The following is a 24,996-nucleotide window of genomic DNA, read 5'->3' as shown; positions in this document are numbered from 1 at the left end:
AAAATAATATCTTATTGATTTTTTCGGCTGTTTATGTTATACTAGTAAACAGTGAGGTGGAAAATAATGCCAAGAACAATTGCAAGCATTAAACAAGGTCTAGACGCTAGACTAGGAAAAGCTTTGACATTAAAAGCGCACGGTGGACGTAAAAAAACGATCGAACGGTGCGGAGTTTTAGCAGAAACATATCCATCCGTTTTCATTGTTGAGCTTGATCGAGATGAAAACAATTTCGAAAGAGTTTCGTATAGTTATACGGATATTTTAACCGATGCCGTAGAACTTGTTTTTAATGACGATAAGAAAGAACTGGCTTTATAAGTTTTTGATTGGCCGAGCCCGGAACGGGCTCGGCTTTTTATTTTGCTTACGGCAAAAAGGACTCTTTTTAGGATTCAAATTGCGCTACTTATTTTAGGCCGCTTATGATAAAATAAACGGAGAGATTTTAGAAGGACTGACGGAGGCCGAGAAGATGAAAATAAATTTGAAAGCACCGGCAAAGATTAATTTGTCGCTCGATGCTCTTTATAAGCGTGGAGACGGCTACCATGAAGTGGAAATGGTTATGACGACGATTGACCTTGCAGATCGTTTGCAGCTTGAGCTTTTGCCAGAGGATAAGATTATTTTAGACGTGCGCGCACATTTTATTCCAGGCGATCAACGGAATTTAGTTTACCAAGCAGCGCTTTTGCTGAAAGAAACTTATCATGTGAAGCTTGGTGTTAAAATTACCCTCGACAAACAAATTCCGGTTTCTGCTGGACTTGCGGGTGGAAGTACGGATGCTGCGGCCGCGCTCAAGGGGCTGAATGAACTTTGGCAGCTTGGACTTTCGCTTGAGGAGCTTGCCGAACTAAGTGCCAAGATCGGATCTGATATTGCGTTTTGTATTTACGGAGGAACGGCTTTTGCGACTGGGCGCGGTGAGCTGATCAAGCGGCTTAGACCGATGCCTAGTTGCTGGATTATTCTTGCGAAGCCGAATATTGGCGTTTCAACACCTTCTGTCTATAAAGAATTGCAACTGGATCAAGTTGACCATCCGGATACAGCCGGAATGCTTGCTGCGATTGAAACGGGCAGCCTTGACCAAGTTTGCGCTTCGATGGGTAATGTGCTTGAAAGTGTGACACTTGAAAAAAAACGCGCAGGTTAAGCAACTTAAACAAAAGATGCTTGATTTCGGTGCAGATGCTGCGATGATGAGTGGGAGTGGTCCAACAGTGTTTGCAGTTGTAAAGCAATATTCCCGGGCTAAACGAGTTTATAACGGCTTGCGCGGATTCTGCGATGAAGTTTACATGGTGCGGCCTTGGAATGATACGACAATCGGATAGGGGGCAATCAAAATGAAACTGATTTTTAATGCGGATGATTTTGCAATGACAAAAGGGGTTACTTATGGCATTTTAGAAGCTTACCGTACAGGCGTTGTCAAATCGACGACGATGCTTGCGAATGGACTGGCATTCGATTTAGCAGCTGAAGCGGCGAAAGCGAACCCGGGGCTTGATATCGGTATCCATTTAACGCTTACTTTCGGTCGACCTGTTTCAAAAGACGTCAAGACGCTTGTGAATAAAGAAGGACGTTTTTATCGTCAGATCGAAGAATTAATGGCGACGCCTTACAGTAAACAAGAAGTCGAACGAGAATTCATTGCTCAAATTGAAAAAGTAGAAGCGGCCGGCATTCGTTTTACTCATTTTGATATGCACCATATTATTGAACCCCATGTCTATGAAATCCAACATAAGCTGGCTGCAAAGTATGGCGTAAGCGTGAGACGAGCTGTAGCGGCGCTGGATTATGGCAGCTTGCAAACGCCAGATCTTTTTCTCGGTGATTTTTACGGGGATGAAGCGACACTTGCAACGCTCGCGAAGATTATTGAAACGTATAAGAATACTGATAAAGTGATCGAATTGATGACGCACCCGGCTTTTCTCGATGAGGATTTGCTAAAGATTTCAAGCTATACGAAAGATCGAATGAGAGAACTTTCGCTACTCACTTCGCCTGAGCTGTTTGACATGATCAAACGGGCAAAGGCAAAAGTAATCAGCTATAAAGAACTGTAAAATTTGACCTTCACAGTTGTCAATCGGCTGAAGTCGTTTTATAATGAAGAAAACACGTACAAAACGTATTATTTTTATTTAATTATACGGTTTTAAAAAAGGGAGAGAGAGTATGAAGATTCGTCGCAGTGAACGGTTAATTGATATGACACAGTTTTTGCTGTCGCATCCGCGCAGACTGGTTCCGCTTACAATGTTTGCCGAGCGTTACGGGTCAGCAAAATCATCAATCAGCGAGGATCTCGTGATCATTAAAAAAACATTTGAAGATCGCGGGATTGGAACACTTGAGACGGTGCCGGGCGCTGCTGGCGGAGTACGTTACATATCAAAAGCTGATAATGCTGATGTATTAGACTTTGTTCAAACGCTTTGCAGTCGAATCGCCGAACCTGATCGGCTACTTCCGGGCGGCTATTTATATTTATCAGATTTACTCGGAGAGCCGGTTACGCTTAAAGCAATCGGCAAAATTCTTGCGACCAAATTTAACGACAAGCCGATTGATGCAATTATGACAGTGGCAACAAAAGGTATCCCGATTGCGCAAGCTGTCGCGGAGCATCTGAGTGTGCCATTTGTGATCGTGAGGCGAGATAGTAAGGTGACAGAAGGTTCAACGGTGAGCATCAATTATGTTTCCGGATCAACCAAGCGGATTGAAAAGATGGAGCTTTCTAAACGTAGCCTTCCTGAAGGAGCGCGTGTTGTGATTGTAGATGATTTCATGAAAGCTGGCGGAACAATTAATGGAATGAAGAACTTGCTCGACGAGTTTAAAGCTGTGCTTGTTGGGATTGGCGTTCTTGCTGAGTCGGAATATGCAGAGGAACGTCTTGTTGATGATTACGTGTCGCTTGTTAAAATCAAAAATGTAAACGTAAAAGAAAAGCAAATTGAAGTTGTAGAAGGTAATTATTTTACGACAGAATGAAGGGAAGCTACAGGAGTGGCTTTCTTTTTTTGCGGAAAAGAATGCCATGTGCACATTTGCTGAGCCAAGCTCTTACTTGGATAAATCAGTCTCCCGACGCAATCAGGCAGAAGTTGAATATGTTACAATGAAAATTGCATAACTTATCTACAAGGTAGGAGGAAATGAAAATGAAGAAATGGGTTAAGTGGTTGATCGCGATCATCGTTATTGTCGTTTTGGCAGGTGCCATCATTGTCTTTTTAACTATGGGCAAAGATACAAATACGAGTAAAACAAGCGATAATGTGGAAGTAACGGTGAAACAAGGTGAAATGAAAATAAATGCGACGGCAGCAGGAGTTGTTTCCGCCGAGAATCAAGCAGCTCCAAATTATGACAAACTTAACTTGCAGGTACAAATGGATGAACTTGATATTCCAAATGTGAAAGTCGGTCAAGAAGTAAAAGTGAACATTACAGCTCTTCCAGATAAAGCGATTACAGGAAAAGTTGAAAAAATTGCCGAACAAGGACAAGTTCAAAATGGCGTTTCTTCATTCCCGGTTGTGATCTCGCTGGATAACGTAAAAGATTTGAAAGCTGGAATGACGGCGGATGCTTCTATTTTAGTTCACGAAAAAGCAAATGCCATTTATTTACCAATTGAAGCCGTTCAAAAAGATGATAACGACAAGTACTATGTCATGATTCCGAAAAAAGATAAAAATGGTAAAACAACGAAAGAAAAGAAATTCGTTGAAACAGGGCTTCATAATGAAGATAACATTGAAATCACAAAAGGTTTAGCTAAGGGAGATAAAGTGATCTTACCTTCGAAGAAAACAAGCACTTTAGCAGGTGTTTAAATGATTGAAAGTGAAAGGAGAGATCGCTTATGAATCCGCTAATAGAAATGAAAAATATTACAAAGACCTATACGCTTGGCGACGAAACATTCAAGGCGCTCGACAATGTCTCGCTTTCTGTAAACGAAGGAGATTTTCTCTCGATAGTCGGACCATCTGGCTCAGGGAAGTCGACGCTCATGAATATGATTGGTTGCTTGGACGTTCCGGATGAGGGTAGCTATCACCTTGACGGAGTGGATGTTTATCAATTGAATGACAACAAGCTGTCCGAAATTCGCAACAAAAAAATCGGGTTTATTTTTCAGCAATTTAATTTGTTAACGAAACTATCTGCTCTTGAAAATGTAGAATTGCCGCTTATTTACGGTGGCTACAGTCTTTCAAAGCGCGAGAAAATCGCCCGCGAATCCCTCGGGAAAGTAGGCCTTGCAGATAAAGAACGCAACCTTCCAACACAATTATCGGGAGGACAACAGCAGCGTGTGGCGATCGCGCGCGCCTTATCTGCGAATCCTTCTATTTTGCTTGCCGACGAACCGACCGGTGCGCTGGACTCGAAAACCGGAAAAGAAGTCATGCGCATCTTAAAAGAACTAAATGCTGCTGGAAATACCATTGTCATGATCACTCATGATCTGGAGCTTGCTAAATATGGTACGCGCAGCATCCGCATTCAAGACGGTCAGCTTTTCCACGAGGAGGTGTCTTCAAATTGAGCATCCTGCAAAGTATGAAAATGGCCTTTAAACAACTTCGTTCGAGCAAACTCCGCTCGTTTCTGACAATGCTTGGAATCATTATTGGTGTCGGCTCAGTCATTCTACTTGTCTCGCTTGGAAACGGTGTTACCCAAAAAGTAAACGAACAAATGGGTAGCCTCGGGTCGAATCTCATTACCGTGATGAATACTTCGGTAAACCCGAATGACAAATTTAGTTACGAAGAAGCGATGAAATACCAGAATATCGACGGAGTCAAAAGTGTGTCACCGGAACTTTCCGGGCAAGCGAACGCAACAAATGACTACCAGTCGAAGAACTTAAAAGTAATTGGGACAAATGACCAGTATCAAGTTGCAAGAAGCTTGGAGCTGGAAAAAGGGCGTTTCCTTCTACCAATTGATGTCGAGTACGGGCAAAAAGTAGCCGTGATTGGTCCAAATGTGGCGAGCGACTTATTCGGCTTTTCGGACCCGATCGGTAAAACGATCCGCTTAAACGGGCTTCCCTATAAAGTTATCGGCGTCTTAAAAGACAAAGGTGCATCGATGATGGGTTCAAGCGACGACCAAGTCTTCATCCCGATTATGGCGGCACAACGTCTCCTGAAAGACACGAACGTCCGGACGATCTATGTAGAAACGAACACGGCAGAAGATGTTGACTTTGTCGTAAATACACTTGAATCGCGTTTATCGATTAAATTCAATCAAGACGGCACAGAAAACAGTACAGCTTCATCAGATCAAGAAAAACCATACCAAGTCATCAATCAACAAGAAATCTTGAGTGCCTTTAATACAATCAGCGGTACTCTTACAACGGCTTTAGGTGCAATTGCTGCCATTTCTCTTGTAGTCGGTGGCATCGGTATCATGAATATCATGCTTGTATCCGTGAGCGAGCGTACCCGTGAAATAGGTATCCGCAAAGCACTTGGAGCGAAAAAGCGTGACATCTTGATGCAATTCTTGATTGAATCAGTCGTTATTAGCGTAGTTGGCGGTATCATCGGGATCATCATCGGAGCAAGTGGTGCTATGGTTTTCGGTAGCGTAGCGGACATTCCTTCCGGTATAACCATAGGAACGATCATCTTCTCCTTTGTCTTCTCACTTTGCATTGGCGTTGTTTTCGGGCTTGCGCCTGCCAATAAAGCATCCAAGTTGCGCCCTATCGACGCGCTTCGTTCAGAGTAAAAAAATAAAGCTGCTTCTGGTCAAAAAAGGTTCACAATTTGGCCAAAAGCAGCTTTTTAATTTGGACATGGGTGAGAAAAGATGAATAGCAATCGTAATTATTATTAATTCAAAAACTGACAAGTGTTAAATAGTTTGCAGACAACTGTCTTGTCATCTAATTTTAACATTTTTGTTACATAAGTATTGATTTTATGAAGATAAATTCAGACAAACAAAATAGGAATTAAAAGAAAGTCCTTTATTTACAACGTGTATCGGGTTTTTCGTTTTGAATTCGTGAAAAAAATATGCTTCGCTTGAAAATGTGTTTTTGTAAAATTTTCTTATTTTATATGAATTTTCATCGTATTTTTATTGTACACCACTTTTTAATCAACCATTACTTTTTTTCAATAGATTTTAGATATTTAAGTTTGTGCAAGTCAATTTCGCAATTTAATCTTAAAGTGAATTTTATAACAAATTAACAAAAGTCGACAATTTAAAACAATTTATGAACAATTAATAGATGTCAATATTTTAGGGGGCTTAAAATGCAAAAAAATACCAGAGTTCACAAAGTTGTCAAATTCATCTTTTTTTAATTATCATATGGTTATAGAAAACGAGGTGCCTGGTGAGAAAGTATGAATCTCTGTTTTCTGTGAAGCAAGACAAAACTTTGTTGCACAGATCGCTAAATAACAAAAGCTGAGCAACTAGACTTAAGGTGGTGAAGGAAATGGAAATTACAGATGTGAGATTACGCCGAGTTTTGACAGATGGAAGAATGAAGGCTATTTCTTCAATCACGATCGACGGTGAATTCGTTGTACACGATATTCGTGTCATCGAAGGAAATGATGGGCTTTTTGTGGCTATGCCAAGTAAACGGACTCCGGATGGGGAGTTTCGCGACATTGCGCACCCAATCAACTCAGAAACACGTGCAAAGATTCAAGAGGCAGTTATCGCTGCATACGATGTAGCTGAAGAACCGGTTTCAACTGACGCAGAATCAAATGATGATAGTGCGGCAGAATAAAAAAATAAAAATCCCTTATAATAGGAGCGGCGACGAAATACGGAAACAGAGAGAGGGATCCTAAATCTGCTACCGAGAGCGCACCATCCTTGTAAAGGGGCTAAGTGGGATAAGGAGTGACGAAAATGCAAGTAACAGATGTGAGATTACGTCGTGTGGAAACTGATGGAAGAATGAGAGCAATCGCCTCAATCACTTTAGATGAGGAGTTCGTCGTGCATGATATTCGTGTTATTGATGGGAATAATGGACTTTTTGTAGCAATGCCAAGCAAACGCGGTGTTGACGGAGAGTTTCGCGATATCGCACACCCAATTAACTCTGATACACGCGGTAAAATTCAAACAGTAGTACTCGCTGAATATGACCGTGTTGGTGAAGAAGAAGCGGTTTCTTCTGAAGAAACAGAATCAGTATCTGCTGAATAATGAAAAGAATGATGAAATAATTGATAGAGCTGCCGTTTTTACGGCAGCTCTTTTTGTTTACACTTTTTTTTCAAGAAAAGGCTATGCTATAATGAAAGAAATTAGGGAAATGAGGTCTTAATCTTGAAAATGATGCAAGCAGGAAATGGGAGTTTTAGCTGTTCTGCTGAACCGGCTGACCAGATCAATTTAAGCTTGACACATTTTGCAGGGCACGAACATGTAAGCTTTCTAGTCTGAAGAAGGCTTTTTTTGCGTGTTTGAACGCCTTCGTGCGACCTTGAAAAAAACCCTATTTTACGGTATGATTCTTAATGGTAAATAGTGATAATTGGGGGTTCTATAAAATGACGAAACAGTATGCTATTGTTTTGGCGGCAGGTCAGGGAACACGAATGAAGTCAAAACTATATAAAGTTTTACATCCAGTATGCGGCAAACCAATGGTTGAACATGTCGTTGATCAAGTCAGCAATTTGAATATTGATAAAATTGTAACCATTGTAGGGCACGGAGCAGAAGAAGTTCGTAGCCGTTTACAAGGAAAAAGCGAATTCGTTAAACAAGAAGAACAGCTTGGAACAGCGCATGCAGTACTACAAGCGAAAGACTTGCTTGGCGACCTAGATGGTATCACTATTGTTGTTTGCGGAGATACCCCGCTGATTGAAAGTGAAACGATCGGAGCGCTCGTGAAGTATCATAGCGAAAAGCGGGCAAAAGCAACGATTTTAACAACAACACTCGATGATCCAACTGGATATGGACGAATTATTCGCGATGATTTGGGGATTGTTGAAAAAATTGTTGAACAAAAAGATGCTTCTGAAAAAGAACAACGTGTGCAAGAAATTAATACAGGTACTTACTGCTTTGACAATCTATCATTATTTGAAGCTCTTTCAAAAGTTTCAAATGATAACGCGCAAGGTGAATATTACTTGCCTGATGTCATTAAAATCTTAAAAGATGAAGATGAAGTTGTAGCAGCTTACCGAATGGCAAACTTTGAAGAATCGCTTGGTGTGAATGATCGCGTTGCGCTTGCAGAAGCTTCTCGCCTGATGCGGAACCGTATCAATGAAAGCCATATGCGAAACGGAGTTACACTTGTTGATCCATCAAGCACCTATATTGATGTGGATGTTGAAATCGGTCAAGATACAGTAATCGAAGCAAATGTTACGCTTCGCGGTAAAACAAAAATTGGTGTAGATTGTGTCATTACAAGTGGTTCTGTGTTCGATAATGCTGAAATTGGCGATCGCGTTAAAATTCGCAGTTCAGAAATCGAAGACAGTAAAGTGGCTGATGATGTAACGATCGGTCCATTCTCGCATCTTCGTCCAGGATCTGATATCAAAGCGCATGTCAAAATTGGTAACTATGTAGAAACCAAGAATGCAGTTATAGATGAAGGAACTAAGTTGCCGCATTTCATTTATATGGGCGATGCAGAAGTTGGTAAAAATGTAAATGTTGGCTGTGGCAGTATTTCCGTTAACTATGACGGCTTTAATAAATTCAAGACCAAAATCGGCGATAACGTCTTTGTTGGCTGTAACTCTAACCTAGTTGCACCTGTTGAAATTGCAGATAATACGTATATTGCTGCAGGTTCGACAATCACAGATGATGTTCCGGAAGGTGCGCTTGCGATCGCGCGAGCTCGTCAAGAGAACAAAGCAGGTTATGTGAAGAAAATTCTTGATAAACATAAAAAGTAGCTTTTGTGAGGGAAAACATTTAGTTATCATTTTATAAAATTTGTGGAGGCTGATTATGTCAAACGATTATTTTGATCCAAAATTAAAGATTTTTTCGTTAAACTCAAATCGCGCATTAGCAGAAGACATTGCGAAAGAAGTAGGTATTGAGCTGGGGAAATCAAGTGTCACTCATTTCAGCGATGGTGAAATTCAAATCAACATCGAAGAAAGTATTCGCGGATGCCACGTGTATGTTGTCCAGTCGACAAGCTATCCTGTCAACCAGAATTTAATGGAACTTTTAATCATGATTGATGCACTGAAACGTGCTTCAGCAGCTACCATCAATATTGTGATGCCGTATTACGGTTACGCTCGTCAAGATCGCAAAGCCAGAAGCCGTGAGCCGATTACAGCGAAACTTGTAGCGAACTTAATTGAAACAGCGGGTGCTACACGTATGATTACGCTTGATATGCACGCACCGCAAATCCAAGGATTCTTCGATATTCCGATTGACCATTTGAATGCTGTTCGCCTTCTTAGCGACTATTTCAGCAAACTAGGTCTGTCGAGTGAAGATATCGTAGTTGTTTCACCTGACCACGGCGGAGTGACCCGTGCACGTAAAATGGCAGACCGCTTAAAAGCGCCGATTGCGATTATCGATAAACGCCGCCCACGTCCAAATGTGGCGGAAGTGATGAACATTGTCGGCAACGTAGAAGGAAAGGTGTGTATCCTGATCGATGATATCATCGACACAGCAGGAACCATCACACTTGCTGCGAATGCGCTGCGCAATAGCGGAGCAACACGCGTCTTTGCTTCTTGTACACATCCAGTTTTATCCGGCCCAGCAATGGAGCGCATCAACGAATCGCCAATTGAAAAATTGGTTGTTACCAACTCAATTGCGATGCCAGAGGATAAGTGGATCGACAAAATGGAACAACTTTCGGTAGCGCCTTTACTTGGCGAAGCGATTGTCCGCGTCCATGAAAACGAATCAGTAAGCTCATTGTTTGAATAAAATGTAAAAGCGATGCCGCAATCTTTGCGGCATCGCTTTTTTTTAATAATCTTGTGCTTCAATCACGACAGCTGTTCCAGACGCCGTTACCATCAGCATAGCGTTATCAGCTCCAAGCACCTCATAATCAATATCGACGCCGATGATTGCATTGGCACCGAGTTCGGCAGCTCGAGATTCCATCTCAGCAATAGCTGCTTCGCGCGCGTTAATGAGTTCCTCTTCATAGCCTTCTGAACGCCCGCCGAAGAAGTTGCGCAGGCCGGCTCCGATATCTTTCATGAAGTTTACGCCAGTGATTACTTCACCAAAAACAATTTTTTTATATTCGATAATTTGTTTCCCTTCAATGTTCGGGGATGTTGTTGTAATCATTTTTAAAAACCTCCTTTCCATAAGTGTACTTGGAAAGCAAAAATCCGTCAAAAATTAATCTAAGTATGTGTAAAATTAACTATATACATTAGGGTTCATATTTTCAATGTGCTGGTACAAAATCAGCTCCATTAAAGCGATTGTGGAAATGCGTGAAGTAATATCCAAATGGTTAATTTCAATTTCATCTGTAAAAATATATAAATTAATATCGCTCATATTTTGAATGATATTATTGTCGGCGCAAGTGATTGAAATGAGAAGAGGCGTGTTTTTGCGTGCCTTCAGTTTTTGAGCAGTCTGTACAAGTTCAATATCATGACCACCATAAGTTAAAATAAAGACCATATCTTCGGAGCCGATATGCGGCAAAATCGCCTGGCGATATTGATAATCCTCGGGAAATTCAACCAAAAAGCCATTCATCGTATAGAGGTATTTGACATATTCGGCGGCATGTTTACTCAAACCTTTGGCGAAAAAATAAATTCGCGGTTTTTGCTCGAGCTTCGTCGTGATGCGTTGCAATTTTGATGGCTCCAGTACGCGAACAGATTCAATGATATTTTTTAAATATTCTTCGCGATAATTCTTTTGGTTCACGACAAACGGGCTCGGGCGGATCTCGGCATGTTTGTTAGCTTCCGTAAATTTCAATACCGTCGTAAATTCACTGTAACCTGTAAATCCGATTTTCCTGACAAAACGCAAAAAAGTAGTAGTTGAAACAAAGCATTCAGCAGAAACTTCGCGGATGCTTTGGTTTTTTATCCGAGTCATATTTTTAACAACGTAATCAAATAAGATGCGTTCGTTGCGAGTTAAGCTTGAGATGGATTGACTGGCAATCTCAAAAAAATCCATAGTTTTCAATCCTTTCCATGTGAGGTTGTGAGCTTTATTACTACTAACTGTCTCTATCAGGATTATTATACAATAGTTCCTAAGATAACAAAAAGCGAACCCTTGGCCTAATTAGAACTAAGGATTCGCTTTGATCATTTTATTTTGCTGTGATAACCGTCCCAGTTCCATTTTTTAAGAAGTCGCCGATGTTCTCAAGAGAAGTAATAACAGCTTTTGCCGAAGGACGATTTTTCACGAAAGCCATCGCTGCTTCAATTTTTGGGAGCATACTTCCGGCTGCAAATTGATTTTCGGCGCGCCATCTTTCCAGCTCAGAAACGGTTACATGTTCCAGTTTTTGTTGATCCGGTTTATTGAAGTTGACGAAAACATGATCAACGCCTGTTAAAATAACAAATAAGTCGGCTTCGATCATTTCAGCAAGCCGTAAAGAAGCAAAGTCTTTGTCGATGACAGCTTCCACACCAGTAAATTTCCCATCCTGATCAACGACAGAAATCCCGCCACCGCCAGCTGAAATTGTGATGACGCCATTTTCGATCAGCTGACGAATGGCAACATGTTCTTTAATGTAAAGCGGCATGGGCGAAGGAACTACTTTGCGATAGCCGCGTCCAGCATCTTCAATGAATACAGCGCCTGTTTCAGCTTCTTCCGTTAAGGCCTCTTCTTTTGATAAAAAGGGGCCAATTGGTTTAGTAGGATTTCTGAATGCTGGATCTTCCTGATCAACAATCACTTGCGTAATGAGCGAAACGGTTTCTTTTTCAAGCTGATGTTTATGAAAGACATTATCGAACGCATTTTGCATCCAGTATCCGATGCTTCCTTGAGTCATTGCAACACAAGAATCAAGCGGTAATGCAGGATTTTTTTCAGAGTTTCCCGCTTGCTGTTGCAGTAGCAGATTTCCAACTTGCGGTCCATTTCCGTGTGAGATAACAAGATCATCATCATGTAGCACAAATTCCACTAGGTGTTCTGCCGTTTGTTCTAAAGCTTTTTGTTGAGCCTCTGCACTCGCGTCATTAGATAGAATTGCGTTTCCGCCGAGTGCCACTACTACTTTTCGTTTTTTCATGTTCTTCCCTCGCAATCATCCTTTAGGAACTTGTTGAGTGATACAGTGGATATTTCCTCCACCGAGTAAGATTTCGCGCGCCGGCACACCGACGACTTCTCGGTCAGGATAAAGCGCGCTCAATGTTTCGCGTGCCTTTTCATCATTCGGATCATCGAACAGCGGAAAAATAATCCCGCCATTCGCAGAATAATAGTTAATATAACTTGCAGCCAAGCGGTCGCCAGCTTCGCGCGGCAAAGTACCATCGACAGCATCGACACCGCGACTTTCTTCTTCTGTAATCAAGATGGGGTTAGGGACGTGAAGTTTATGCACTTTTAATTTACGACCTCTTGCGTCCGTAGTATGCTCTAAAATGTCGAGACAGTCCTTAGAAATTTCGTATTGCGGATCACTCACATCATCTGTCCATGCAAGCGCAACCTCCCCAGGAGCCACATAGTTCAAAATATTATCAACATGGCCGTTTGTCTCATCCAAGTAAATGCCGCGTTTCAGCCAAATGATTTTTTCAAGGTTCAAATATTCCTTCAAGATCGTTTCAATTTGTTCTTTGGAAAGTTCAGGATTGCGTCCTTCAGAGAGCAGACATTCCTCGGTCGTAATCAGTGTACCTTCACCGTCAACATGAATCGATCCGCCTTCCAGTACAAAATTCTCCAAGCGATATCTGTCAGAAGCTTCTAATTCAGCCATCTTTTGCGCCACCTGATCGTCCTTATCCCAAGGGAAATAAAGCCCGTCAACGAGTCCGCCCCAAGCATTAAAAGTCCAATCGACAGCACGGATTTCGCCATCTTTGTTGCGTACAAATGTCGCTCCGCAGTCGCGCACCCAAGCATCATCATTATCTATTTCAACTGTGCGAATATGATCCGGTAGCATATGGCGTGCATTGCTGTATTGTCGCGGTGAAACAGCCACCGTAACAGGCTCGAATTTTGAAATCGCCGAAGCGACAGCTGTGAAAGCTGCTTGTGCCGGTTTTGCGCCATTGCGCCAATTGTCCGGACGTTCTGGCCAAAGCATATAGCAGCCGCGATGCGCTTCAAATTCGCCCGGCATCATAAATCCATCTTTTTTAGGAGAACTATCTAAAGTTTTCAATCCAATTCATCCTTTCCCGAGTTCTTTCGTTTTCCTGCTTTGGCGATACAAATTTCACCAATAATAAAAGCAGCAATTGCCCCGATCAAAATCGGGATTTTTTCATTTAATTCAGCAGACGAACCATTGAGTGGTACGGCTGAAAAGATCAGCGTGATGACGAGCAGAGCGACCGGAATATAGGTGAACAAATTGAGTAGCACCTTACCACCTGGGACTTTAAACGGCCGCGGGCGATCCGGATCGATTTTCCGAAGTTTTAAAAACGCTGGGAACATCATAATATAAGAGGCAAGCAGTGCCACCACATTCAAAGCGAAGAATGCCCAGAAAATATTTTCATTTGGAATCAGTGGTGCAATCACAACGAGAAGCGAAGCCACTAAACCGTTTAAAAGATTAGCGCCAAGCGGCATTTCATTCTTCTTGTTTTGTATCCCGAATACACGCGGCAAATCTTTATTTCTTGCGGCATACATCGCAACATAATTGACGCCAAGAGCCCATGAAATCAAATTGGCAACAAGCGTATACATAAACATAATTCCGATGACGATAACGAACGGATTAAGGTTGCCGATCAGCATGATAAAGCTGTCTATCAAGCCGCCAGACGTCGAAAGCTCAGACGTTGGGATCGCAGCGCCCATCCCGAATGCAGCAAACAAATAAAAGAAAGCAATTAAGATGCCACCGACAATAATCGCTTGCGGTATCTGTTTCTTCGGATTCTCCATGTCGCCTGCAAGCGTAGTGACAACTTCAAAGCCGAGAAAGTTAAACAAAATGATCGAGATAAACGATAAACTGTTTAAGTCGAAACTTGGTAAAAGTGCTTTTCCAGAAAAATCATTCGCGAGCCCTTTCGTAACCGCGAAGTAAATGCCGAGTACACCAAGTGCAAGCATAATGAATACTTTACAAAAAGCCGCAATATTTAGAATCCACTTGCTATCGCTGACAGGATAACAACTGATCAGAACAACGATCCAGATGAACAATAGCTGAATGAGGATGGCTACCGGAGTGCTTAGTTTAAGCTTGAAAATTTGTGTCGCCACCTCCATAAACAAAACAGCGAGGCTAGCCATCCAAATCGGATAATTAATCCAGTAAAGCCAAGCAACTCTGCCGCCCCATTTGTTGCCAAATGCGCGTTTGACCCAATCATAAATACCGCCTTCATCGTCGTAGCTTGTTCCGAGTTCTGCTGAAATAAGCCCGTACGGCAGAAAGAATAAAATCAAAAGAGCGACCCACCAAAAGAATTGCGAGGAGCCGATTGCGGCGGCTGGAGCGGCAGATTCAACAACTAAAATAACACAAACCGCCATTAAAACAGCATCAAACAAACGAAACTTTTTCTTTTCCTTCAAAACGTCCACTTCCTCTTTTGAACGGAGGAAGAAACAAAATTCTCCCTCCATAATAAATCAAGCATCAATCCACATAATGCCGTAAAAGCGCTTGAATATCCGCATCGTATTTCAAGCAGGTCGCTTCTTCGGCATAGTTTAAGTAGGGTTTAAGGAAGTATACAAGTAAAGCGCGCATTGCTGTTAAGCGATTTTCCGCTTCATCAAGCACAATCGAAAATGGTGCATCGAGCACCTCGTCTGTCACTTCCTCGCCACGAGTAGCAGGTAAGCAGTGCATAAATTTCACATGAGGAGCCGCTTTTTTGATCAAATCCATGTCTACCTGATATTTCGGATAAAAAGTCTTCATCCGTTCCTCTTCCGAAAGTTCCGCTTCATAAAGCCCGTACCAAACGTCCGTGTAGATAAAATCAGCGTCTTTCAAAGCTTCGTCTGCATCTTCTGTGATGAGCACGCTTCCCCCTGAAACCCTGCAGTTTTCCTCTGCAATTTTGATCCGGTCTTCTTTTATCTGGAATCCCTTTGGCCCAAATTGAACGAACTTCATACCAAGCTTTGTCGCCATGAACATCGTAGACACACAAACCTGTGTAGCATCTCCGACAAAAACGATTTTACAGTCTTCAATTTTCTTGCCTTCAGGAAGATGCTCGATCATCGTAATCGCATCCCCAAGTTCTTGCGTTGGATGGTTGTAATCGCTCATCCCGTTGATAACTGGAATCGTCGCGTCTTCTGCTAAGTCAACAACAGTTTGGTGCCGCTCAACACGTGCCATCAAAATATCCACAAGCCGTGATAAAACACGTGCGGTATCCCCGACACTTTCATGCCCGCCAAGCTGAATTTGCCCTGGTGCAAGATATTGGGCATGTCCACCAAGTTGCGTCATCGCTGTTTCAAACGAAACCCTTGTCCGAGTGGAAGATTGTTCAAAAATCATGCCGAGTGATTTATTTTTAAGAATCGGCGGATAATAACCATTTTTAATTGCTTCTTTCAATTTCAATGCCAAATCAATCATGTAAACGATTTCATCTTTAGAAAAATCATTTGTATCAATATAGTCTCTTTTCTTCACCATGTTTTTCACCTCAATAGACGGATTCTTTGGGGCATACTCGAGTATTTCATTGCCACAGCAACATCATAGTATAAGGACTATAATTTTGGAATGACTTTTCCGACTAAAAAAACAGAGAAAAACAGAAAGGAACCTGTTACATTTTGCGTAACGAGTACCAGTTGGGAAACTGAAAGTTCACGGATTTTGGATAAGAAAACAAAAAAGCGGCGCCCGCGAAGGGGCGCCGCTCAAGTGTGTGATGGGATAAAAATTTGATCTTATAATTCGTTCATGGCATCATTTAATACTTTTTTCAAAGTAGATGCTGAATGTTCCATTTGTTGCTTTTCAGTTTCGTTAAGTCTCATTTCGACGATATGACGCACACCCTGGCGGTTTACAACAGCAGGGGCGCCGATGTAAATATCATTTAAACCGTAATGACCGTCTAAGTACACTGATAATGGCAAGATGGCACTTTCGTTGTTGAAGATGGCTTGAGTAATCCGTGCAAGAGCAGCAGCAATCCCGTAGAAGGTAGCGCCTTTCTTGTTAATGATTTCGTAAGCTGCATCACGAACACTGACGAAAATTGTATCCATCGCACCTTGTTCGTTTTCTTTAATCCATTCAGTGATTGGAAGTCCACCAACCGTTGTATGGCTCCATGCTGGGAATTCTGTATCACCGTGTTCACCTAGAATGTAACCATGGACGTTACGTGCATCCACTTTTACATAGTCGGCAATTGAAGAACGGAAGCGAGCGGTATCAAGGCTTGTTCCAGAGCCGATAACTCGTTCTTTTGGAAGACCTGAGAACTTCCATGTTGCGTAAGTTAAAATGTCAACTGGATTTGAAGCAATCAAGAAGATACCATCAAAACCACTTGCCATAACTTGGTCAACAATACTTTTCATAATTTTTATATTGCGGCTGACAAGGTCAAGACGTGTTTCACCGGGCTTTTGAGCAGTTCCGGCTGTCACGACGATAAGATCAGCATCGCTGCAATCGCTGTAATTAGCGGAATAGATTTTCTTCGGTGTGGAAAAAGGGACAGCGTGGCTAAGGTCAATGGCATCTCCGATAGTTCTATCTTTGTCGACATCAATGATACCGAACTCTTGACCAATACCTAAGTTTACACACGCAAAAGCGTAACTTGAACCAACGGCACCGTCACCAATTAAAATTATTTTTTGTTGGTCTTTCATATACAACTTCCTCCTTAGAAAACTTTTTACTAACACAGTATAACACTTTATTACAGTTTGTGAAACTATGAACGTCCTTAATTTGGAAATTTGTACTAATTTTTTTATGAAAACGCTATAATACAGTTTGCAAGCTCTTACATTCCAAATTTGATGCGGGAATTTTTGAAAGCAAGCTCAGTTTACGTTACAATAGAAGTGCAATAACAAAGTTTTACACTAGTTTTTGTTTACCTTTTCTTGGAAAAAAATAAACATTATTTTGTTTGAAGTTTTCGAAGTAGGGTAAAATTTGTTATTGATGAATACAAATTGAATGAGTGGAGTGGATTTTTATGGCAACTACATTAGAAGTTCAGAAAAGAGATACGAAACCGCATTCGCAAGTAACAGAAGTACGTGAAGCAGGACGTATCCCAGCGATTATTTATGGCTATCAAGCAGAGAACATTGCGGTCTCAGTTGATGCCCTTGAACTAATCAAAGCGGTTCGTGAGCACGGACGTAACGAAGTATTCGCAGTAACAGTAGATGGATCGAAGATGAATGTTTTATTACATCAATATCAAAAAGATCCATTAAAAGATGAAATCATTCACTTGGATTTGCTTGCAGTAGATATGAGTGAAGAAGTAGAAACTGAAGTTCGAATTGACCTTGTAGGCGATTCTGTCGGTGTGAAATCCGGCGGGGTCTTACAGCAAGTTCTATATGAAGTGATTGTGAAAGCAACGCCGGATAAACTTCCAGAAGCCATTGAAGTAGATATTTCTGGTCTAGAAATCGGTGATTCGTTAGCTGCAAGTGATATTCCGAAAAATGCAGACTACGAAATAATAACAGACGGCGAAGAAGCGCTTGTAACAATTGCGGCTCCACGTGTTGCTGAAGAACCGACAGAAGGAGCCGAAGCGCCAGAACCAGAAGCAGTTCACGGTTCGGCAGATGCTCCCGTTGAATAATAGAAGATACGAATAGAAAGTGCGGTGCCGCTTGGTGCCGCGCTTTTTTATGTAAAGAGGGAGAACTTTAAAAACCGTGAAAATCATGATATAATCAAACAAATAATTGGAAAGAGAAACCAGTTCAATTTTTGAAGTGGTTTTGTTGAGCGGGGAGAATAAAACGATGAAAATGATTGTAGGGCTCGGAAACCCAGGAAAAAAATATGAGCGAACACGGCATAATGCCGGCTTCATGGTGGTGGATGAACTTAGCTACAGATTTCAAACTCCGTGGAAAAGCACGAAATTTAATGGGATGACAAGCAGCCTAATCATAGGTGGCGAAAAAGTCCTGCTTGTCAAGCCGCTTACATTTATGAATGCCTCTGGTGAATGCGTCAAGCCGCTGATGGACTATTACGATATTGCTATTGATGATTTGATCGTCGTCTATGATGATCTTGATTTGCCAATCGGAAAAATCAGATTGCGCCAAAAAGGAAGCGCTGGTGGTCATAACGGGATGCGCTCTTTAATTGCCCATCTAAAAACACAAGAATTTAATCGGATTCGCGTTGGAATTGATCGTCCGGAACGCGGTGAAATCATCCATTACGTTCTCGGCGACTTTGCTAAAGCAGAGCAGCCTGAGATTATTGATGCCATTAAAAAAAGTGCAGATGCGATCGAAGATGCAACAAAACTTCCTTTTTTAGATGTGATGAATCGCTATAATTAAGCATGCCGAACCGGGCTCTAGACGGTAACCTCGGCATGCTGTCTTGCTTGTTTTATAAAGAAGGAATTTTCAGAAAGATAATGAAAGCAGTTTTTGGACAAAGGAGAGGATTGTATTGAAAGGCTTGAAACAGCTGATCTATGAACAAAAAGAAATCCGCGATATCGTCAAAGCGGTTGATAATAAAAATGAATCCCAGCTGGTCACGGGTCTTTCCGGCTCGGCGCGAGCGCTTTTTGCGAGCGTAATTGAAGGCGCAACAAAGCGTCCGATCTTACTTGTCACACATAATCTATACCATGCGCAAAAACTATACGATGACCTTTTGTCACTGATGGATAGCGACCGGTTGTTTCTATATCCGGCTGATGAACTCATTTCATCCGAGTTAAGTGTCTCAAGCCCTGAACTGCGAGGTCAGCGCGTTGAAGCACTCGAATTCCTGCTTTCAAAACAGCCTGGGATTGTCGTTGTGCCCGTATCCGGCTTCCGCAAACTGTTACCACCAGTTTCACTCTGGGAAAAATACAACGTGAAGCTTGTTCAAGGTGAAGAAATTGACCCTGAAGAGTTAAAAGCGAACCTAGTAACAATGGGCTATACAATGAGCGGTATGGTAAATACCCCTGGAGAATTCAGTGTGCGGGGCGGCATCATTGACGTTTACCCGATCACAGAAGAATATCCGATTCGAATCGAATTATTTGATACCGAAATTGATTCGTTGCGCTATTTTGACGTTGAAACCCAGCGGTCGCAAAATAAAATCGAAGAATTTCAAATTTTGCCTGCCACAGAAATCTTGCTTGAGCAGGCTTATTTCCCAGATATCGTCAAACGACTTGAAAAAGGACTTGCGGGTACCTTGAAAAATATGAAGAACCAAGAAGATAAAGAAGCGCTCGTGGATAACATCGAAGTTGACCTTGAACTGCTTCGCTCCGGAATCAAACCAGATTTGTTTTTCAAATACATTGGCCTCGCGTATCCTGACCCGGCGTCTCTTCTAGATTATGCGTCAAAAAACGCCATGCTCGTGCTAGACGAATTTGCCCGCATACAAGAAACCGATGAACGATTAGAACGTGAAGAAGCTGAATGGCAAACTGAAACCTTGAGCCGGCTTGAAACCGTCCGCGACGTCGAACTAGGTCATCATTTTCGCAATTTAATAGAAGAAAGTCGTGCGCCTAAAATCTATCTAACGCTGTTTCAAAAAACACAAGGAAGTTTGCGCGTATCAAAAACAACCAATTTTGTTTACAAGCAAATGCAGCAATTTCACGGACAAATGTCAGTCCTCCAAACTGAAACCAAAAGTTGGAATAAAAATAATTACGCAGTCGTGATTTTAGCGCCATCAATTGAACGCGCCGAAAAAATGCAACAAACACTTTCCGATTACGATATGGAAAGCGTCATCCTAAAGCGTGAAGAAGACGTACCGAAATTCGGTGTCATTCAATTCGTGATCGGTAGTTTCCAAAATGGCTTTGAACTTCCACTTTCAAAAGTGGCCATCATCAGTGAAACCGAGTTGTTCAATAAGCGCGCGAAAAAAAACCAAAAAAACGCCAGAAGTTATCGAATGCAGAACGAATTCAAAGTTATTCAGAACTAAAGGTTGGCGATTACGTTGTCCATATCAATCATGGAATTGCGCGCTACGTAGGTATGGAAACCTTAGAAATAAGCGGTGTCCATAAAGATTATCTGCTACTTGTCTATCAAGGCGAAGATAAACTATTCATTCCAGTTGAGCAGCTTGATCTTGTGCAAAAGTACGTTGGTGCCGAAGGGAAAGCTCCGAAACTTAATAAACTGGGTGGTAGCGAATGGAAACGTGTCAAAACAAAAGTCAAAGCTTCCGTTCAAGACATTGCAGACGATTTGATTAAGTTATATGCAGAGCGCGAAGCAGAACAAGGTTTTGCTTTCAGCCCTGACAGTGATATGCAGCGCGAATTTGAAGACTCATTTCCTTATCAAGAAACAGAAGATCAAGCCCGTTCCATTAAAGAAATCAAAAAAGATATGGAACGAATCAGGCCGATGGATCGCCTTCTAGTCGGAGATGTTGGTTATGGGAAAACAGAAGTGGCGCTCCGGGCTGCATTTAAAGCAATGATGGACGGCAAACAAGTTGCCTTTCTTGTTCCAACAACCATTTTGGCACAACAGCATTACGAAACAATGAAAGAGCGTTTCCAAGGCTTCCCTGTTAACATTGGACTACTCAGTCGCTTTAGAACGCGTAAAGAGCAAAACGAAACCATAAAAGGATTGGCGAATGGAACCGTTGATATCGTAGTCGGTACCCACCGTCTGCTTTCAAAAGACGTAAAATATCGTGATCTTGGTTTTTTAGTTGTCGATGAAGAACAGCGATTTGGTGTTACCCATAAAGAGAAAATCAAACAAATTCGTTCAAAAATAGATGTACTTACCTTGACAGCTACTCCGATTCCGCGAACTTTGCATATGTCGATGCTCGGCGTACGCGACTTGTCGGTCATTGAAACACCGCCGGCTAACCGTTTCCCAGTACAAACCTACGTAACCGAGCAAAACAACGTATTAATTCGTGAGGCGATTGAACGTGAACTGGCTCGTGACGGACAAGTATACTATCTCTATAATCGCGTTGAAACCATTCTTAAAAAAGCAGATGAAATCAGCGCGCTTGTTCCTGATGCGCGCGTTGCCGTTGCGCACGGTCAAATGTCAGAATCTGAGCTCGAGTCCGTCATTTTGAGTTTCCTTGAAGGAGAATACGACGTACTCGTCACGACGACGATCATCGAAACCGGAGTAGATATTCCAAACGTTAATACATTGTTCGTTCAAAATGCCGATCACATGGGATTATCTCAGCTTTATCAGCTGCGAGGACGTGTAGGACGCTGGAACCGGATTGCTTACGCTTATTTCATGTACCAAAAAGATAAGATTTTACGTGAAGAAGCAGAAAAACGCCTCCAAGCGATCAAAGAATTTACCGAACTTGGATCAGGATTTAAAGTTGCCATGCGTGATTTATCGATCCGCGGAGCTGGAAATATTCTTGGAGCACAGCAACACGGTTTCATTGATTCTGTCGGTTTTGATCTCTATTCGCAAATGCTTAAAGATGCAATCGAAGCTCGCCGTCCGAAAGAAGAGAAGCAAGAAGAAGTACTGCCGGTTGAGATTGATATCCAAATTGATGCTTACATTCCCGAGTACTACATCACAGATAGCCGTCAAAAAATCGAGATGTACAAACGCTTCCGTAATGTGACAACCGAAGAAGAACTTGAAAGCTTGCAAAGCGATATGATAGACCGCTTCGGTGAATATCCAGAAGAAGTGGAGTATCTCTTTAGTGCGACCGAACTACGGATTCATGCTCTGGCAGTTGGAATCGAACAAATTAAAGAAGAAGCTAAAAAGATTACAATTTTATTTTCTGAAGAAGGTACAAAACGGATTCGCGGGGATCTTGTGATGGAAGTTATCGCTGAATTTGGGCGTTCCGTCGGTGTTGGAATGGATGGTACCGCCTTAAAACTGACAATGAATATTCAAAATAAATCGCTCCAAGAATGGCTGTTCAACGTCAAAACACTGACTAAAAATTTAAAGAGCGCTTTAAAAGAAGAAGATCCGGCAGGAAAAGCTTAGAAAAAGTTTTACCGCAAAACTCGGCTTAAAAGCAGAAAGGCGGCAAGGTATGTCAGAACGCTCCATTAAAAATTTAATGCGCGGTGCACTTTTACTGACGATTGCGTCGCTCATCTCAAAAATTTTAAGTGCTGTTTATCGTGTTCCGTTCCAAAATATGGTTGGTGACGTTGGCTTCTATATTTTTCAACAAGTATATCCGATTTACGGTATTGCGATGACGCTCGCGCTTGGCGGTTTTCCAGTCGTGATTTCAAAAATGATGGCGGAAAAAGAAGGCGATTTACGCGCTCAGCAAATCATTTTGCAATCAGTCAATCGTACCCTAAAAGTGCTTGGAATTACCATCTTCGTGATACTGTTCTTCGGTGCAGACTTTTTTGCTGTCTTGATGGGAGATGTGGAACTGAGTGACCCCATCCGCGTTGTCAGCTTTGTCTTTCTACTCACACCTCGCCTCGCTTTCTTTCGAGGCTATTTCCAAGGACAAGACGACATGACACCGACAGCCGTGTCCCAAACTGTCGAACAGGTGATTCGCGTCGGCGTGATTTTACTCGGCGCATGGATCGCGATTCATAGCGGACGAAGCTTGGTTGAAGCAGGGAGCTATGCAATGAGTGGTGCAGTGTTTGGCGGACTTGCAGCCATATTTTTACTGCAGACTTTTTATAAAAAAAGACTTTCAAAAGGCAGTTTGAAAATCTGGGCCGTCTCACCGAACAGAACCGAAAAGCGTGGAATCGGCCGCGAGTTTTTAAGACAAAGCTTGGCCATATGTACCGTCAGTGCTATGCTGATCTTGTTCCAACTAGCAGATTCCTTTCAAGTTTATCGCTTAATGGCAGAAGGCGGTATCCCAGATTTGATTGCAAAATCGCTCAAAGGGGTATACGACAGAGGACAACCGATTTTGCAACTTGGGCTTGTCCTTTCCTCAGGACTTGCGTTAGCACTTGTTCCGATGGTAACCGCTGCACGCGTTCGGGGAGAACAAAGACAGCTTGAGCGTTCAGTCTTACTTGCGATGAAGATCACTTTGATATTATCCGGTGCAGAAACCGTCGGATTAATTGCAATCATGCGTCCGCTTAACCAAATGCTGTTTGAAACGAGTGATGGGACTTTTGTTCTCCAAATGTTCATGCCAGCAGTCTTTTTAAGCTCGCTAATCATCATGATGAGCAGTATCCTCCAAGGATTCGGCAAGATTGCAGTTCCGGCTGTAGCAGTCATCGCTGGACTTGTCGCCAAAATTGTAGCAAACGCTTGGCTCGTTCCAAGTTTAGCAACACTCGGATCATCTATCTCGACGATTATTGGACTTCTCGTAGTCCTCATCATTTCTTATTACGCACTAAAACAGAATCTTCCAGTTCCGTTTGTTAACCGATCTATTTTGCTGAAGCTCGCCTTGGCTCTTCTTTTCATGACAGTCATCCCGGTCCTCTGGGAAGCGTTTCTCCCGCTAACTTCAAGAACCGGCAGCGCCTTCCAAGCATTAATTTCAAGTCTCTTAGGTGGTATGGTTTTTCTTGTTTTCACGTTACGCTATAAACTGCTTGAATCACATGATTTTATTTATTTACCATTTGGAACGAAACTATACGCGCTTAGTCGCAAACTAGTCAAAAAACAATAAAGGTGGAATGAAAATGGCTCAACTTATGCGTTTAGATAAATTTTTAAAAGTATCTCGGTTGATTAAACGCCGTACGGTAGCAAAAGAAGTAGCAGAAAAAGGTCGAATTATGGTCAATGGAACCGTAGCAAAACCGGGGACAAATGTAAAAGTCGGTGATGAGCTTGTTATCAGATTTGGACCAAAAACTGTAACAGCAACAATTGAGCGACTTGAGGAAAATGCACGTAAAGAAACCGCAACTGAAATGTATAAAATTGTAAGTGAAGTACGAAATGATCAAGACTAATGATGAACGGCCTTAAGAAGTTTAGGCCGTTTTTTCTATTTTAAAAGACTGATAAAAAGTGTCGGGATTTGTTGGTTGCCAATGGACAAATTGTGAAATTATTGATATCATCATAACAAGAAACCTTTTTGACCTGTCAGAAATTTTTTGCTAAACGTAGAGGAGGTGCGATGGATGAAAAATGAGAAGACGGTCACGCGTATGCAGAATCGTTATATCAAAGATAGAGAAAACCTTCACAAAGTGAGGAGTCGTCATCGCGTTGCCCTGGCCAGAAGACTGGCTGTACTCCTTGCTGTACTGGTAATTGCTTTTGCAGCCGTTTTTATTACTTACACCAAGCAAGCTTTGCTGTTGAAAAATAAGCAAGCTGAGAAGGTAAAAGTAGAGCAAAAGTTAGCAGATGCAAAAACGGAAGAGAGGCAGCTCAAAGCACAAATTAGTAAGCTGCACGATGATGAATACATAGCAAAGTTAGCCAGAAGCGAGTATTATTTATCGAAAGAGGGAGAAATCATATTTAATACACCGACTGATCTGGAGAAAAAAAAAGTCAACATCTAAATGAAATTTGTTGATTTTCACGAGTTTGAGTGATTGACACCTTTATTTTTACCGTTATAATTAAGCTGTA

At 41.9% G+C, this 24,996-nt stretch carries 22 protein-coding genes and 2 pseudogenes; 17 read left to right on the top strand and 7 right to left on the bottom strand.

The window, feature by feature from the left end:
• Positions 1-66 precede the first annotated feature (66 nt).
• The 11 genes and pseudogenes from MFLO_RS10360 to MFLO_RS10310 all read left to right on the top strand — a co-directional run bounded on the left by MFLO_RS10360 (position 67) and on the right by MFLO_RS10310 (position 9,990).
• Positions 67-324: a Veg family protein gene (locus tag MFLO_RS10360; protein ID WP_036097893.1), complete on the top strand. Its 258-nt coding sequence runs from the start codon at positions 67-69 to the stop codon at positions 322-324.
• 154 nt (positions 325-478) lie between these two features.
• Positions 479-1,346, top strand: a pseudogene (gene ispE, locus MFLO_RS10355) (4-(cytidine 5'-diphospho)-2-C-methyl-D-erythritol kinase).
• A gap of 12 nt (positions 1,347-1,358) precedes the next feature.
• Positions 1,359-2,090, top strand: coding sequence for a carbohydrate deacetylase (locus MFLO_RS10350; protein WP_036097891.1), 732 nt, complete (start codon positions 1,359-1,361; stop codon positions 2,088-2,090).
• Between the two features lie 112 nt (positions 2,091-2,202).
• Positions 2,203-3,024 carry a pur operon repressor gene (purR, locus tag MFLO_RS10345; RefSeq protein WP_036097890.1) on the top strand — a complete coding sequence of 274 codons (822 nt, stop codon included), beginning with the start codon at positions 2,203-2,205 and terminating at the stop codon, positions 3,022-3,024.
• A gap of 170 nt (positions 3,025-3,194) precedes the next feature.
• Positions 3,195-3,872: an efflux RND transporter periplasmic adaptor subunit gene (locus MFLO_RS10340; RefSeq protein ID WP_036097889.1), complete on the top strand. Its 678-nt coding sequence runs from the start codon at positions 3,195-3,197 to the stop codon at positions 3,870-3,872.
• A 29-nt stretch (positions 3,873-3,901) separates the two neighbouring features.
• Positions 3,902-4,591 (top strand): ABC transporter ATP-binding protein, encoded by a 690-nt coding sequence (locus tag MFLO_RS10335; RefSeq protein WP_036097888.1) that lies wholly within the window; start codon positions 3,902-3,904, stop codon positions 4,589-4,591.
• Positions 4,588-5,793: an ABC transporter permease gene (locus MFLO_RS10330; protein ID WP_036097887.1), complete on the top strand. Its 1,206-nt coding sequence runs from the start codon at positions 4,588-4,590 to the stop codon at positions 5,791-5,793. The genes MFLO_RS10335 and MFLO_RS10330 overlap by 4 nt, the downstream gene beginning before the upstream one ends.
• Before the next feature lie 724 nt (positions 5,794-6,517).
• Entirely contained in the window at positions 6,518-6,820 is a 303-nt protein-coding gene (gene spoVG, locus MFLO_RS10325; RefSeq protein ID WP_036097885.1) for a septation regulator SpoVG, read from the top strand.
• Positions 6,821-6,945: 125 nt separating this feature from the next.
• Complete coding sequence (gene spoVG / locus MFLO_RS10320; RefSeq protein ID WP_036097883.1) at positions 6,946-7,248, top strand: septation regulator SpoVG; 303 nt, start codon at positions 6,946-6,948, stop codon at positions 7,246-7,248.
• Positions 7,249-7,595: 347 nt separating this feature from the next.
• Complete coding sequence (gene glmU, locus MFLO_RS10315; protein WP_036097882.1) at positions 7,596-8,975, top strand: bifunctional UDP-N-acetylglucosamine diphosphorylase/glucosamine-1-phosphate N-acetyltransferase GlmU; 1,380 nt, start codon at positions 7,596-7,598, stop codon at positions 8,973-8,975.
• 55 nt (positions 8,976-9,030) lie between these two features.
• Positions 9,031-9,990: a ribose-phosphate diphosphokinase gene (locus tag MFLO_RS10310; protein ID WP_036097881.1), complete on the top strand. Its 960-nt coding sequence runs from the start codon at positions 9,031-9,033 to the stop codon at positions 9,988-9,990.
• Between the two features lie 42 nt (positions 9,991-10,032).
• Here MFLO_RS10310 and MFLO_RS10305 read toward each other — a convergent pair whose 3' ends face one another.
• The 7 genes from MFLO_RS10305 to MFLO_RS10275 form a co-directional block, all read right to left on the bottom strand.
• On the bottom strand, positions 10,033-10,365 hold the full coding sequence (locus MFLO_RS10305) for a putative heavy metal-binding protein (RefSeq protein ID WP_036097880.1): 333 nt from the start codon (positions 10,363-10,365) through the stop codon (positions 10,033-10,035).
• A 75-nt stretch (positions 10,366-10,440) separates the two neighbouring features.
• Complete coding sequence (locus tag MFLO_RS10300; protein WP_036097879.1) at positions 10,441-11,229, bottom strand: MurR/RpiR family transcriptional regulator; 789 nt, start codon at positions 11,227-11,229, stop codon at positions 10,441-10,443.
• Positions 11,230-11,368: 139 nt separating this feature from the next.
• Complete coding sequence (arcC, locus tag MFLO_RS10295; protein ID WP_036097878.1) at positions 11,369-12,313, bottom strand: carbamate kinase; 945 nt, start codon at positions 12,311-12,313, stop codon at positions 11,369-11,371.
• A gap of 15 nt (positions 12,314-12,328) precedes the next feature.
• Complete coding sequence (gene aguA, locus MFLO_RS10290) at positions 12,329-13,423, bottom strand: agmatine deiminase (RefSeq protein WP_036097877.1); 1,095 nt, start codon at positions 13,421-13,423, stop codon at positions 12,329-12,331.
• Positions 13,420-14,799 (bottom strand): APC family permease, encoded by a 1,380-nt coding sequence (locus tag MFLO_RS10285; protein WP_036097876.1) that lies wholly within the window; start codon positions 14,797-14,799, stop codon positions 13,420-13,422. Before MFLO_RS10285 ends, aguA begins: the two co-directional genes overlap by 4 nt.
• A gap of 64 nt (positions 14,800-14,863) precedes the next feature.
• The gene (ptcA, locus tag MFLO_RS10280) at positions 14,864-15,886 is read right to left on the bottom strand and encodes a putrescine carbamoyltransferase (RefSeq protein ID WP_036097875.1); all 1,023 of its coding nucleotides are present in this window, start codon (positions 15,884-15,886) and stop codon (positions 14,864-14,866) included.
• Positions 15,887-16,146: 260 nt separating this feature from the next.
• Positions 16,147-17,085, bottom strand: coding sequence for an L-lactate dehydrogenase (locus tag MFLO_RS10275; RefSeq protein WP_036097874.1), 939 nt, complete (start codon positions 17,083-17,085; stop codon positions 16,147-16,149).
• A 335-nt stretch (positions 17,086-17,420) separates the two neighbouring features.
• Between MFLO_RS10275 and MFLO_RS10270 the strand changes: the two genes are divergently transcribed.
• The 6 genes and pseudogenes from MFLO_RS10270 to MFLO_RS10245 all read left to right on the top strand — a co-directional run bounded on the left by MFLO_RS10270 (position 17,421) and on the right by MFLO_RS10245 (position 24,926).
• Positions 17,421-18,047, top strand: coding sequence for a 50S ribosomal protein L25/general stress protein Ctc (locus tag MFLO_RS10270; RefSeq protein ID WP_036097873.1), 627 nt, complete (start codon positions 17,421-17,423; stop codon positions 18,045-18,047).
• A gap of 166 nt (positions 18,048-18,213) precedes the next feature.
• A complete protein-coding gene (gene pth, locus MFLO_RS10265) occupies positions 18,214-18,768 on the top strand; it encodes an aminoacyl-tRNA hydrolase (protein ID WP_036097871.1) in 555 nt (184 codons plus the stop codon).
• A gap of 115 nt (positions 18,769-18,883) precedes the next feature.
• Positions 18,884-22,431, top strand: a pseudogene (gene mfd / locus MFLO_RS10260) (transcription-repair coupling factor).
• 49 nt (positions 22,432-22,480) lie between these two features.
• The gene (locus MFLO_RS10255; RefSeq protein ID WP_036097870.1) at positions 22,481-24,073 is read left to right on the top strand and encodes a putative polysaccharide biosynthesis protein; all 1,593 of its coding nucleotides are present in this window, start codon (positions 22,481-22,483) and stop codon (positions 24,071-24,073) included.
• A gap of 25 nt (positions 24,074-24,098) precedes the next feature.
• A complete protein-coding gene (locus tag MFLO_RS10250; RefSeq protein ID WP_277619785.1) occupies positions 24,099-24,362 on the top strand; it encodes an RNA-binding S4 domain-containing protein in 264 nt (87 codons plus the stop codon).
• A gap of 174 nt (positions 24,363-24,536) precedes the next feature.
• The gene (locus tag MFLO_RS10245; protein WP_036097867.1) at positions 24,537-24,926 is read left to right on the top strand and encodes an FtsB family cell division protein; all 390 of its coding nucleotides are present in this window, start codon (positions 24,537-24,539) and stop codon (positions 24,924-24,926) included.
• The last annotated feature ends 70 nt before the right edge of the window (positions 24,927-24,996 follow it).

Origin of the sequence: Listeria floridensis FSL S10-1187, from assembly GCF_000525875.1 — a bacterium.
Taxonomy (GTDB): Bacteria; Bacillota; Bacilli; order Lactobacillales; family Listeriaceae; genus Listeria; species Listeria floridensis.
Note: the sequence above shows the minus strand (reverse complement) of the source record. Positions and strands in the feature narration are given on the sequence as shown.

Excerpts from the sequence above, each read along its gene's own strand:
- ptcA (WP_036097875.1), bottom strand. The coding sequence starts at position 15,886 with ATGGTGAAGAAAAGAGACTATATTGATACAAATGATTTTTCTAAAGAT.
- spoVG (WP_036097883.1), top strand. The coding sequence starts at position 6,946 with ATGCAAGTAACAGATGTGAGATTACGTCGTGTGGAAACTGATGGAAGA.
- purR (WP_036097890.1), top strand. The coding sequence starts at position 2,203 with ATGAAGATTCGTCGCAGTGAACGGTTAATTGATATGACACAGTTTTTG.
- MFLO_RS10350 (WP_036097891.1), top strand. The coding sequence starts at position 1,359 with ATGAAACTGATTTTTAATGCGGATGATTTTGCAATGACAAAAGGGGTT.
- MFLO_RS10250 (WP_277619785.1), top strand. The coding sequence starts at position 24,099 with ATGCGTTTAGATAAATTTTTAAAAGTATCTCGGTTGATTAAACGCCGT.
- pth (WP_036097871.1), top strand. The coding sequence starts at position 18,214 with ATGAAAATGATTGTAGGGCTCGGAAACCCAGGAAAAAAATATGAGCGA.
- arcC (WP_036097878.1), bottom strand. The coding sequence starts at position 12,313 with ATGAAAAAACGAAAAGTAGTAGTGGCACTCGGCGGAAACGCAATTCTA.
- glmU (WP_036097882.1), top strand. The coding sequence starts at position 7,596 with ATGACGAAACAGTATGCTATTGTTTTGGCGGCAGGTCAGGGAACACGA.
- spoVG (WP_036097885.1), top strand. The coding sequence starts at position 6,518 with ATGGAAATTACAGATGTGAGATTACGCCGAGTTTTGACAGATGGAAGA.
- MFLO_RS10360 (WP_036097893.1), top strand. The coding sequence starts at position 67 with ATGCCAAGAACAATTGCAAGCATTAAACAAGGTCTAGACGCTAGACTA.
- MFLO_RS10245 (WP_036097867.1), top strand. The coding sequence starts at position 24,537 with ATGAAAAATGAGAAGACGGTCACGCGTATGCAGAATCGTTATATCAAA.
- MFLO_RS10305 (WP_036097880.1), bottom strand. The coding sequence starts at position 10,365 with ATGATTACAACAACATCCCCGAACATTGAAGGGAAACAAATTATCGAA.
- MFLO_RS10340 (WP_036097889.1), top strand. The coding sequence starts at position 3,195 with ATGAAGAAATGGGTTAAGTGGTTGATCGCGATCATCGTTATTGTCGTT.
- MFLO_RS10275 (WP_036097874.1), bottom strand. The coding sequence starts at position 17,085 with ATGAAAGACCAACAAAAAATAATTTTAATTGGTGACGGTGCCGTTGGT.
- MFLO_RS10335 (WP_036097888.1), top strand. The coding sequence starts at position 3,902 with ATGAATCCGCTAATAGAAATGAAAAATATTACAAAGACCTATACGCTT.
- MFLO_RS10255 (WP_036097870.1), top strand. The coding sequence starts at position 22,481 with ATGTCAGAACGCTCCATTAAAAATTTAATGCGCGGTGCACTTTTACTG.
- MFLO_RS10300 (WP_036097879.1), bottom strand. The coding sequence starts at position 11,229 with ATGGATTTTTTTGAGATTGCCAGTCAATCCATCTCAAGCTTAACTCGC.
- MFLO_RS10310 (WP_036097881.1), top strand. The coding sequence starts at position 9,031 with ATGTCAAACGATTATTTTGATCCAAAATTAAAGATTTTTTCGTTAAAC.
- MFLO_RS10270 (WP_036097873.1), top strand. The coding sequence starts at position 17,421 with ATGGCAACTACATTAGAAGTTCAGAAAAGAGATACGAAACCGCATTCG.